This window comes from Streptomyces sp. NPDC089919 (genome assembly GCF_040684615.1).
Taxonomy (GTDB): Bacteria; Actinomycetota; Actinomycetes; order Streptomycetales; family Streptomycetaceae; genus Streptomyces.
Map to the genome: position 1 here is coordinate 1 of NZ_JBFBGK010000031.1, position 12004 is coordinate 12004.

Below are 12004 nucleotides of genomic sequence, written 5' to 3' on the forward strand. Positions count from 1 at the left end.
CGACAAGGCCAAGGCCTCCGCCAACGCCGCCCTCAAGACCCTCTCCGGCAAGGAACTCCCCGCCAAGGTCATCGACCCCGCCTGGGCGAGCATCCGGACCACCGACGACCCCCTCGCCACCACCCTCAAGACCGAAGCCGACTGGGCCGTCAAGGCCCAGCTCATCAAGCAGCCCGACCTCACCGGCATCTACGACCTCACCCTCCTCAACAAGGTGCTCAAGGCCGCCGGCAAGCCCGAGGTCACCGACGCCGGCCTCGGCGCCAAGTAACCACCACCGTGACGTGGCCCCGCCGCCGAGTACCCGGGCGGCGGGGCTACTTCACGGGCGGGCAGACGGCTCCGACGGCCGCGCAGCGGGCCTCGAAGTCCGGGGGCAGCCAGCCGCGGGCCAGCAGCCTGGGATGCGCCGGGAAGGCGACGTGCGCGGCGAGCACGAAGACCAGGGACGCCCACATGGAGTGCACCTGGATCGTGGAGTAGCCGCCGGCGTGGGTGTTCTGGAAGGAGCACTGGAAGACGTCGGGGGCGACCAGGTCGATGGTGTCGAGTCCGGTCCAGTTGAGGTCCAGGAAGCTCTGCGGGTGGCCGAAGTAGGCGCGGCGGTTGGTCACGGTGAGCTCGCCGGTGCCGTCGTGCACCCACCTCGGCTGCGCGTCGGCGGCGGCGGCGTTCCGGCGGGCCGCGTTGCCCAGGGCCGACCCCGCCAGGCTGCCGACCACGAAGGCCGTGCTGCCGAAGGCCATCACACTGCTGTGCTGGTAACTGCCGTCGCCCAGGGCGCGCCAGGTCAGCCGGGCGGCCGGGCCCACCGCCAGCGACAGCTCCCCGGGCACCAGCCGGGCCATCGTGGGCACCGGTCTGCGCTCGGCGAGCCGGCCCTGCATCAGGTCGTACACGACCCCGCAGGTGTAGAGCAGGTGGTCGTCGAGCGCGGTCCACGGCGCGTGGGCGGGCGGCGCGGGCTGCTGCTGCACCCCGTACGGGTTGTACTCCATGCCCCCAGCCTAAGGACCCGGGCCGCCGGCCACCTCGGAAACCGCTGGCGCCCTCCCGGCGTCCCCCCTTCCGGAGGCGGGTCCAGCGCTCGGCAAGAGGGTGGAAACGGCCAACTTGAAGGATGGACTCCGGTCTTGGGGGGCCGGGGTGGTTCTGCTTGGGGGGAGTGGGGGCCGTCTCGTGGTGATCTCACAGCTGTCACACAGTCATCACATGGCGGTCGGGAGGTGATCGCAATCGGGGGTGGTTCGGTGGCTGGAAACGAGGGGTCCCAACCGGACGCCGGCTGAGCGGCGTTGATCGATGTCTTGGTGGGCTCACATACTGCGCTGACCGGTTGGCGGGCGTTCTGCTGCGTCGTGGCCGGAAATCACTCGACCTCATCCCAAGCTCCTGGGGGAGTTTTGCGCGCACATGTGAAGAGAGCACGTGCCTTCACCATCGCAGCGGCCACGTCGGTGGCCTTGATATCGGGCATGGCCGGGCCCGCGCCGGCGGGTGCCGCGGGCGGGGCCGGCGGCACCGGCGGGGCGGACGTCGTCCGGGCCGGCGGGAGCCAGCGGATCACGCTCGTCACCGGCGACCGGGTGGTGGTGGACGCCACCGGCCGGATGACGGCCTTCGAGCCCGCCCGGGGCCGGGAACGCGTGCCGGTACAGGTGCAGCGGGTCGGGGGGCGCACCCTGGTGGTGCCCGCCGACGCCGCGCCGCTGCTCGCGTCGGGCCGCCTCGACCAGCGGCTGTTCGACCTGTCGGTGCTGAGCGACCCGCGGCTGCGCCGCAGTCACGGCGCCGGGCTCAAGCTGATCGTGCAGTACCGGGACGGCGCCGGCGCCGCCCGGGCCGGGGTCCGCTCGGCCGGTGACACCGCGCTGCGTCGGACGTTCCCGGCGCTCGACGCCGATGCCGTCCGTACCTCCGCGCAGGACCTGGGCCGGCTGTGGGAGGTGCTGACCGATCGGGGGCCCGGCGGTGCGCGCACCGCGGCCGCCGGCATCGGCACGGTCTGGCTGGACGGCGTCCGTACCGCCAGCCTGGACCGCAGCGTCCGGCAGATCGGCGCCGACAAGGCGTGGGCGGCCGGGTACGACGGCAAGGGCGTGAAGATCGCCGTGCTGGACACCGGTGTCGACCGGACGCACGCCGACCTCGAGACGCGGGTCGTGGCCGAGAAGAACTTCTCCGGCTCGCCCGATGCCAAGGACCGGGTGGGGCACGGCACGCACGTGGCCTCGATCGCGGCGGGTACCGGCGCCAGGTCCGGCGGCCGCTTCAAGGGCGTCGCCCCCGGTGCCGAGCTGATCAGCGGCAAGGTCCTCGACGACCACGGCAACGGCGACGACTCCGCCGTGATCGCGGGCATGGAGTGGGCCGCCGCCCAGGGCGCCGACGTGGTCAACCTGAGCCTCGGTGGACCCGACAGCCCCGGGACCGACCCGCTGGAGGCCACGGTCGACCGGCTGTCCGCCACCAAGGGCGTCCTGTTCGCGGTCGCGGCCGGCAACGACGGCGAGGGCGGCGCCTCGACGGTGGCCTCGCCGGGCAGCGCGGACGCCGCGCTGACCGTGGGCGCGGTCGACCACGACGACAAGCTGGCGCCCTTCTCCAGCACCGGTCCGCGGGTGGACGGGGCCGTCAAGCCCGACGTGACCGCGCCGGGCGTGGCGATCACCGCGGCCGCCGCGGCCGGCAGCGCCTTCGACCGGGACCCCGGTACGCCGCACCCGGCGCCGGGCTACCTGACGCTCGACGGCACCTCCATGGCGACCCCGCACGTGGCGGGCGCGGCCGCGATCCTCAAGCAGTTGCACCCGACGTGGAAGTACGCCGAGCTCAAGGGCGCGCTCACGGCCTCCGCGAAGAACGGCGGCTACACGCCGTTCCAGCAGGGCACCGGCCGCATCCGGGTCGACCGGGCGATCAAGCAGAGCGTGGTCGCCGACCCGGTCTCGCTGGACTTCGGCACCGCCCGGTGGCCGCACGCCGACGACCGGCGCGTCACCAGGAAGCTCGTCTACCGCAACCTCGGGACCGCCCCGGTCACCCTGGCCCTGTCGGTGGCCACCCTGGACCCGGCGGGCAAGCCCGCCCCGGCCGGCTTCTTCTCGCTCGGCGCCGCGAAGGTGACCGTGCCCGCCGGTGGCAGGGCCGAGGTGCCGCTGGTCGCGGACACCCGGATCGGCAGCGCCGACGGCGCGTACTCGGGCTACGTCACGGCGACCGCCGCCGGCCAGTCCGTGCGGACGGCCGCGGTGGCGACCCGGGAGGCGGAGTCCTACGACCTCACGGTGCGCACCCTCGGCCGGGACGGCTCCGACGCGAAGAACTTCGCCTCCACCCTGACCGGCGTCGGCGGACCGGGGGCGGGCTTCTCGGCCCGGATCGCCGACCAGCCGGGCCGCCACACGCTACGCGTGCCGAAGGGCTCGTACACCTTCAACACGGCCGTGTACGTGGACCCTTCGGACTACGCCAAGGGCACCGACTGGATCGCCCAGCCGAAGCTGGAGGTGACCCGGGACCTGACGCTGACCGCTGACGCCCGCACCACGAAGCCGGTGGACCTGACCGTGCCCGGCATCTCCAAGGCCGACTACGCGGGCACGTACTACGAGCGCAACACCGAGATCGGCCGGATCGGCAACGGCTGGGTCCTGCGCGGCTTCACCGGTTTCCGCACCGCCCACCGCGGTCCGGCGGTCACCGACGGCTCGATGCTGCAGACCTGGGACGCGCACTTCCTCAAGGGGCGCACCGCGCAGTACTCGGTGGCGTTCGGCGGCCCGGCCGAGCGGCTGGCGACCGGGTACACCAAGCACGTGAAGGCGGCCGAACTGGCCACCCTGAAGGTCGGCCTGGGCGCCTCGGCCCCCGGGAAGAGCGCCTTCGTGTCGCCGTTCGCCCACCTGCCGGGGGCGCCCGAGGGCAACGGCTACACCGCGCCGCAGCCCGCGCCGGGCACCCGTACCTTCTACGTCTCCACCGCGGACGGGGTCAGCTGGCTGACCCGGCTGACCCAGGCGGGCCCGCCGGACGAGTGGGGCTACCCGGCCTACGAGGGCAGCTACGAGATGCCCCGGGCCAAGCGCTACGCGGCCGGCCGGACGTACCGGGAGAACTTCGACACGGGTGTCTTCGGGCCGCAACTGGGCAAGGGCCTGGGCGTGTTCCGTACCGCGCCGGACCCGGCGACGGGTGAGCAGCAGCTGGTCGGGGCCGTGCCGCTCTTCTCGGACGGCGCGGGGCACCTGGGCGACAGCCCGACCGTCAAGGCCTCGTCGACGCTGTACCGCAACGGCGTCGAGGTCGCCCGCAACGACGACCCGCTGACCGGCCGGGTGCCGTTCACGGTCGGGGCGGGCGAGGCCCGGTACCGGCTGGCGGTCTCGGTGCAGCGCTCGAAGGCGCTGGCCGCGGCCGGCACCCGGATCGAGGCCTCCTTCTCCTTCCGGTCGAAGCAGGTGGCGGCCACCACGGCGCTGCCGGTGTCCACCGTCCGCTTCGCCGCCCCGGTCGACCTCGCCTCGCGGCTGCCGGCCGGTGCGAAGGTCCTGGTGCCGGTGACGGTGCAGGGTTCGGCGGCCGGGGGCAACCTCAAGTCGCTCACGGTGTCGGTCAGTTACGACGACGGGAAGACCTGGCGGAAGGTGTCCGTGCGGGACGGCCGGATCTCCGTGCAGAGCCCGGCGAAGGGCAAGGGGATCGCCCTGTCCGCCGTGGTCACCGACAAGCAGGGCAACACGTCGACGGTGGCGGTCCACCAGGCGTGGCTCGGCAAGTGAGCGCGGTCCGTTGACGGCGGCCGACCGCTGACGTCGACGGTCCGGGACGGCGTCACCACCTCGTGTGGTGGCGCCGTCCGCGTGTCCGGGGCCGGATGTCAGACGTGTCCGGCGGGGTGGACTCCCTTCACGCGCAGGCCGGTTGCCCGGGCGCGGGCCGCGGCGGCCTCGGCCGGTTCGCCCAGGGCGTCCGCCAGCCGGGCCCGGGCCGCCCAGTTGAAGGGGCTGTCCGGGCGCAGGGCGGTGCGTTCGCTGATCAGGGTGCGGGCGATCGGGTGGCGGGCGGCGCGCAGGGCCGATTCGAGGAGGGTCTGCTGGATCGCGTCGCGCTGGGCGTGGCTGCCGCCGGCCTCGTGGAGGCGGCGGCGCAGCGGCCAGAGCAGGTCGACGACGGTGTCGTGGTCCTCCCGGGCGTGGGCGACCAGCGCCTCGCAGACGGGCAGGCCGATCTCGGCGGTCATGGCGTGGTTGGTGAGCGCGCCGGCGGCCGGTTCGGCCAGCCAGCGGCGGCGGCCGGCGATCAGGCGCTGGGCCTCGGCGATCCGGCCGGCCCCGGCGTACGCCATGACGGCGTGGACGTCGTTGAAGGCGTAGAAGGGCGGATCGGCCCGGGCGGCCCAGGCGTCGGCCAGTGCCGACCAGCGGCCGGACTGGTCGGAGCCGGCCAGCCGCAGCCGCCACAACAGGGCTGCCGCGTCGAGGAGTTCCATGGCCAGCCCGCGGGAGTCGGCGTGGTGCAGGGAGGTGTCGTAGACGGCCAGCGCCCGGTCGGGCCGGCCGGCCTCCAGGGCGTAGAGGGCGTAGTGCCACCAGGTGTGGACGGTGAGGAAGTTGCCGCCGGACCAGTGGCCGGTGCGGGCCTCGAGGAAGGCGGCGCCCTCGGCGAAGCGGCCCTGCATCTCGTAGGTGTGGGCGACCGCGTGGGTGGCCCACACGTCTCGTGGGTTGCGCTCGAGCGCGGCCGCTCCGGTCTCGCGGGCGTGTTCGTAGTGGCCGCACTCCTCCAGGCCGAAGGCGTACATGCCCAGGAGCGGGCCGCGGTGCGGGTCCTCCCGGGGCCAGGCGGAGAGCGCGCCGCCGACCCGGTCCCGCAGACGGGTGGCGTCGCCGGTGAGGAAGTCGAGCTGGTGGCCGACGAAGAGCGCGAGGGCGTCGCGCGGGTGGGCCACGGTCAGCTCCTCCAGGACCGCGCTGCCCCCTTTCAGGTCGCCCGCGAGCAGGTGGGCCGCGGCGGCGGTGTGCATGCGTTCGCGCGGGGGCAGCCGGGTGGTGTCCAGCCCGGCGGTGAAGGCCTCGAAGCGGCGGCGGGCGGCCGCGGCGTCGGCCGGCTCGGTGCCGAGGACGCCCAGGTAGGCGGCGAAGGCCTGGCCCACCGGCGCGGTGGGGGCGGTGGCGAGCAGGTCCTCGACCGCCCCGGCCACCTCGGGCCGCAGGAAGAGCAGGTGCGCCACGGCGCGGTCCAGGTGGCCGGCCGCCTCCGCGGTGCCGTCGTACAGGTCGTGGCCGTACCGGTCGGTCGGCAAAGCTGCTCACCTCGTCGCGTAGGGCGTGCTCCGGTCGGGGTCGGTCGCCCGACACCCCTTCCCATGGAGCCAGTTGCGGGCTTCCCTGCCCAGTCCCCGAACAGGTGAGCCCGCGCCCGGAGGCCGGGGTGCGGGCGCCCGGACGGACCGGGGCGGGCGGGCGGATTTCCGTGCGGGCCGTCGCTGGATAGAGTCGTTCCCTCGCATTTGGTCACGGGGACGGCCAGATCGCCTCCGGCCGGTCCCCGCCCTGGGGAGGGCCTGCCGCACATGAGTCATCGCTCCACCGGTCTCGTCGGAGTCTGGGCCGAGATGCAACGCCAGCAACAGCGCCGGCTGGCGGTCGAGGCGGGACTGCGCAGACAGGAGGAGCAGCGGGCGCGGGCCGCCGAGCGGCGGGCCGCGCAGAGCCACCGCGATTTCCGCCAGGCGGAGGCGGCGCGGCGTACCGAGGAGCTGGACGCTCGGGTCGCGGAGCTCCAGGGGCTGCTGGCCGCGGGCTGCCGGGCGCCGGCCTTCCGGGCCGCCGCCCTGCTGCGGCCCGAGGAGGTCCAGCCCTTCGTCGCGGGGGCGTTGGAGCGGCCGGTACCGATGCCGGACGAGCGCCGGTACCAGGCGCAGGGCGGCTGGACCCCGCACCACCGGGCCCAGGCGCAGGCCGAGGCCCGGGCCCGCTTCGAGCAGGACTGGCGGGCCGCCCAGGCCGCGGAGGCGGACCGGCAGCGGCAGCTGGCCGCGCGCCGGGCGGAGCACCGGCAGTGGGCGGAGGGCCAACTGGCCGAGGTGCGGCGGCACAACGCCGACATCGGGGCGATAACCGACGGCGTGCGGCGGCGGGAGCCGGACGCGGTGGCCGAGTACTTCGCCGCCGCCCTCTACTCCTCGACGGCGTGGCCGGAGGGCTTCCCCCGCCGGGTGACCGCGGCCTACGACCCGGGGGCCGGGGAGCTGGTGCTGGACTGGGAGCTGCCGCCCCTCGCGGTCGTACCGGCGGCCAAGGCGGTCCGGTACATGTTCGGCACCGACCAGGACAAGGAGACCGCCCGCCCGGTGACCCAGCGGCGCTCCCTGTACCGGGAGGTGCTGGCCCAGTCGGTGCTGCTGGTGCTGCACGAGCTGTTCGGGGCGGACGAGTCGGGCGTGCTGGAGTCCGTGACGCTGAACGGCTTCGTCGACGGGCACGACCCGGCGACGGGCCGGCCGGGTCAGATCGTGCTCGCCGCGGTCACGGCGGCGCGGTCGGCCTTCCGGGAGCTGCACCTGGCGCAGGTGGACGCCGGGAGCTGTCTGACGGACGCGCTGCGCGGGCAGCTCGCGGCCCGGCCCGACCAGCTCGCGCCGGTGCGGGCGGGCCGGCGGCCGGAGGACGTGCGGTCCCCCGCGGCCGTCCCGGTCGCCGCCGGGGGCGAGGAGGAGCCGGACCTGTTCGCGATGGACCCGATCGCCTTCGAGGAGCTGGTCGCCGAGCTGTTCCGGGCCATGGGGATGCAGGCGGTGACCACCCAGCGCTCCAACGACGGCGGGGTGGACGTGGACGCGGTGGACCCGGCGCCGATCCGCGGCGGCACGATCGTCGTCCAGGTCAAGCGCTACCGCAACACGGTGCCGCCGACCGCGGTGCGCGACCTGTACGGGACCGTGCAGGACGCCGGCGCGAACAAGGGCGTGCTGGTGACGACTTCGGGGTTCGGGCCCGGTTCGCACGCCTTCGCGAGCGGCAAGCCGCTGGAGTTGGTCTCGGGTCCCCAGCTGGTGGACCTGCTGCACCTGCACGGTCTGCGCGGGCGGTTGGGCGACGGGGCCCGGCGGGCGCCGGCGGCCGGGGCGCCCGGACCGGCGGACCCGGCGCCGGCGGCGGCGCCCCCGGACGACCACAACGTGCTGGGGATGTCGTGGGCCGGCAGCGTGGCGGTGGACGTGTGCGCGCTGGTCTGCCGGGGCGCCCAGGTGCTGAGCGAGGAGCACTTCGTCTTCTTCAACAACCCCCGGACCCCGGACGGTTCGGTATGGGCACTGCCCGCCGCCGGGCCCGACCGGGCCGCGATCGGCGTGGCGTTCGACGCGCTGCCGGCGGCGGCCGACCGGCTGGTGCTGGTGGCGGCCGTCGATCCGGAGGCCGATCCGGGCGCGGACCTCGGCGGCTTCACCGACGCCCGGATCCGGCTGCTGGATCCGGGGCTGGCCGAGCTGGGCCAGTTGGAGGTGTCCGAGGGGCGGCCCGGGGAGGACGCCCTGGTGCTGGGCTCCTTCCGGCGACGGACCAACGGCGACTGGGACTTCGTCCTCGGCGGCAAGGGCTACCGGGGCGGTCTGGCGGAGCTGGTGCAGGACTTCGGGATCGAGGTGGCGTGAGCACCGGTCCGGGCCGGTACTCGGGTCCATCGGCCCGCCGAACAGGGCCGGTACTCGGGTCCATCGGCCCGCCGAACAGGGACTTTAGACCCTGATTACCTTCTCTTTACCTCTGCTTTGATCTTGCGGTCGACCAAAGTCGATCACGTCCGCTTCCTGCCGCAGCGGGGCGCGGACCTGTCGCTCGATCAAGGACCTGCATGTCGTCGATACGACGTAGATTCACCGGAACCGTCGCGGTGGGGGGCGTCTCGGCGCTGACCGCGCTCGCCCTGCTGGGGTCGGCCGTGCCGGCCGTGGCGGAGGAGTCCGGCCCGGGCACGGCGCCCGGGACACCCGATGTACGGGACGCGGTGCGGGCCGCCAACCCGCTGGGCGGGCCCGTCACCGAGGCCGTCACGGCCGGCTCCGCCCTGCTCGCCGCCCAGTCCTTCGGCCACCGCGTCGAGGTCCTGGACCGCCGGACCGAGACCGCCACCACCTGGGCGAACCCGGACGGCACCCTGACCACCACGGTCGCCGGCGGCCCGGTCCGGATGCTCAAGGACGGCACCTGGACCCCGGTGGACGCCACCTTGCACCGCCGCTCCGACGGCGGCGTCGAGGCCGAAGCGCACCCCGGCGAGCTGAAGTTGGCCGGTCCCGGTGGCGCCCGGGCCCGTTCGGCGCGGGCCGCGGCCGAGGCGCCCGGCTCCGCGGCCCGGGACCTGATCACCCTGGGGACCGGGGACCGGACGATCGCCGTGCAGTGGAAGGGCGGGCTGCCCGCCCCGGTGCTGGACGGCCCCAAGGCCACCTACCCCGACGCCGTGCCCGGCGCCGACCTGGTCGTGGACGCCACCCGCACCGGCTTCGAGCAGTTCCTCAGCCTGCGGCAGCGGCCGGCCGACGGGGCCGCGCCGATGACCCTGCCGCTGCGGATCCCGGGCCTGACGGCCACCCAGCAGCCGGACGGCTCGGTGGTGTTCGCCGAGCGGGAGGGCGGCGAACCGGTCGCCACCATGCCGGCGCCGGTGATGTGGGACGCGCAGGTCGACGCGCGCTCCGGGGAGCGCAAGCGGACCGCCCGGGTGCCCATGACGGTCGTCCAGGACGGCGACACGGTCGAGCTGCGCCTCACCCCGGACCGGGCCTTCCTCACGGACCCCGCCACCCGGTACCCGGTGACCATCGACCCGGCCACCGACACCCTGTCAGTGCTCTTCGACACCTTCGTCCAGGGCGGTGACACCACCGACCAGTCGGCCTCCACCGACCTGAAGATCGGCTGGCCCGGCGACCACGCGGGCTCCACCAAGCGCACCGCCCGGTCCTTCATCACCTGGGAGACCGGCCAGTTCGCCGACGCGCTGGTCACCGACGCCAAGCTCTCGCTGTTCAACTACCACTCCTGGTCCTGCGAGAAGCGCGGCTGGGAGGTGTGGGCGGCCGATCCGGCCGACACCTCGAGCCGCTGGACCAAGCAGCCCGCGCTCCGGCAGAAGGCCGCCACCTCCACCGAGACCCGCAGCGCGGCCTGCGGCACCGCGGGCCGGGTCACCGCCGACGTCACCGAACTGGCGAAGACCTGGGCGAGCGCCAAGGCCCCGACCGGCTCGGTGGGCATCAAGGCCGTGGACGAGTCGGACACGTACGCCTGGAAGCGATTCCACTCCTCCGAGACGACGGAGGACAAGGTCCCGCAGCTGACGGTCACCTTCAACTACCGGCCCAAGAACGGCGCCAACCTCCAGGCGGGCAAGCCGTTCTACAGCGAGGGCGGGGTCTACAAGGTCAACAGCCTGACGCCGACGCTGCGTTTCACCACGGAGGACGTCAACGAGGACGACCAGGTGCAGGGCACCTTCGAGATCAAGGACAAGGCCACCGGCGAGGTGGTCGCGCTGTTCAACTCGCCGTTCGTGCGCTCCGGCCAGACGGCCGCCGCGACGGTCCCGGCCGGCAAGCTGGCCTCCGGCCGCGCCTACACCTTCCGCACCACGACCTTCGACGGCCAGCACTACGCCAACGGGTGGTCGGAGCCGGTGACCTTCACCGTGGACACCGGCTGGCGGCCGGGCCCGGCGATCGAGGCCTTCGGTGCGGCCAACGCGGCCCTGGACGCGGCCGACATCACCCCCGCCACCACCAGCGACGCCCGGTTCGCCGCCATCGCCGAGACCGCGACCGGCACGGTGACCGTGCCCTGGGACTCCCGCGGCAGCATCGAGGTCAAGCCGGACGACATCGCCGCGGTCGGCATCGGCTCGGGCGCCGGCCCGCAGCGCGGGGTCAACGTCAACGGCAGCGTGGTGCACGCCGACGCGGCGTCCGCGGTGGACACCGTCGTCCAGCCCACCCTGGCGGGCGGCAGCCGGACCCTCCAGGTCATCAAGAACGCGTCCGCGCCGCGCGAGTACCGGGTGCCGCTCACCCTGGCCGCCGGCTCGAGCCTGCGCCAGCAGCCGGACGGCTCCATCGTGATCGTCTCGGCCGACCCGGACGAGCCGGTCGCGGCGATCAACGCCCCCTGGGCGAAGGACGCCCGTGGCAACCCCGTGCCCACCTCCTACCGCCTGGAGGGCCAGACGCTGGTCCAGACGGTGCAGTTCGACGCGAACACCGCCTTCCCGGTGGTGGCCGACCCGTGGTGGAACCCGTTCAGCTGGAACTGGAAGCGGATCGGCAAGGTCGTCAAGAACGCCGCCCGCAAGTGCGGGGTCGGCGCCCTCGCCGCCTACGTGCCGGTGCAGTCGCACCACGTCTCCGTCAACATCCAGCGCGCCCGCGCCGGGCTGCGGATGGTGAAGTTCGCGGGCGGGCCCTGGGGCTTCATCTCGGTCGCGGCGGCCGGCTGCCTGATGGGACAGCTGTCATGACCCGCGAGCCGGGCCGCCGCGAGGCGCTGGGCTGGACGGGCGAGGCCGCCCCCGGCGGGCGGCCGGCCGCCCTGCTGGACCTGCTGGCCCTGCTGGCCGTCTTCACGCTGGTCACGCTCGTGGTACGGCTGCTGGTCCCGGTGCCGGTATGGGTAGCGGTCCTGATCGGCGCCGGCACGGCCGCGCCCGTCACCCGCCTGCGCCCGGGCCGGCGCGTCCTGGCCGCCCTGCGGCACCGCTGACCGGCCACACCTCGGGGGCCGTACCGGAGAAGCACTCCGGTACGGCCCCCTCGGCGATCCCTCGCTCCCCGCTCCCGGAACACTCGGGAGCTCCTGGAGGGGGACTCGCCCGCACCTCGACTAACGATCGTTGATCCCGACGCATCCAGCGTTTGGTTGCTTAGCTTCCGGCGTCCGGCTCGGCAGCCGAGTGGATCCGGGGCCCTCGCCCAACCTCCCCTCTGTCAAAGCCACTTGACCCGCTGCCA

General features: G+C 74.4%; 6 protein-coding genes and 1 pseudogene. 5 read left to right on the forward strand and 2 right to left on the reverse strand.

Going from position 1 to position 12004, the window contains the following annotated elements; translation table 11 throughout:
* Nucleotides 1–271: pseudogene (locus AB0O40_RS15535) on the forward strand (sulfate ABC transporter substrate-binding protein); the annotation flags it as partial.
* 46 nt (nt 272–317) lie between these two features.
* Here the strand turns inward: AB0O40_RS15535 and AB0O40_RS15540 are convergent.
* A complete protein-coding gene (locus AB0O40_RS15540; protein ID WP_365040686.1) occupies nt 318–998 on the reverse strand; it encodes a hypothetical protein in 681 nt (226 codons plus the stop codon).
* A gap of 417 nt (nt 999–1415) precedes the next feature.
* Between AB0O40_RS15540 and AB0O40_RS15545 the strand changes: the two genes are divergently transcribed.
* Nucleotides 1416–4781 carry a S8 family serine peptidase gene (locus AB0O40_RS15545; RefSeq protein WP_365040687.1) on the forward strand — a complete coding sequence of 1122 codons (3366 nt, stop codon included), beginning with the start codon at nt 1416–1418 and terminating at the stop codon, nt 4779–4781.
* Between the two features lie 98 nt (nt 4782–4879).
* Here the strand turns inward: AB0O40_RS15545 and AB0O40_RS15550 are convergent, their stop codons facing one another.
* Entirely contained in the window at nt 4880–6304 is a 1425-nt protein-coding gene (locus AB0O40_RS15550) for a tetratricopeptide repeat protein (RefSeq protein WP_365040689.1), read from the reverse strand.
* Between the two features lie 270 nt (nt 6305–6574).
* Here AB0O40_RS15550 and AB0O40_RS15555 point away from each other — a divergent pair, with 270 nt between their 5' ends.
* The 3 genes from AB0O40_RS15555 (at nt 6575) to AB0O40_RS15565 (ending at nt 11756) form a co-directional block, all read left to right on the forward strand.
* Nucleotides 6575–8656, forward strand: a complete 2082-nt coding sequence (locus tag AB0O40_RS15555; RefSeq protein ID WP_365040691.1) for a restriction endonuclease — start codon at nt 6575–6577, stop codon at nt 8654–8656.
* Nucleotides 8657–8856: 200 nt separating this feature from the next.
* Nucleotides 8857–11514 (forward strand): DNRLRE domain-containing protein, encoded by a 2658-nt coding sequence (locus tag AB0O40_RS15560; RefSeq protein ID WP_365040693.1) that lies wholly within the window; start codon nt 8857–8859, stop codon nt 11512–11514.
* The gene (locus tag AB0O40_RS15565) at nt 11511–11756 is read left to right on the forward strand and encodes a hypothetical protein (RefSeq protein ID WP_365040695.1); all 246 of its coding nucleotides are present in this window, start codon (nt 11511–11513) and stop codon (nt 11754–11756) included. Before AB0O40_RS15560 ends, AB0O40_RS15565 begins: the two co-directional genes overlap by 4 nt.
* Nucleotides 11757–12004 lie beyond the last annotated feature (248 nt).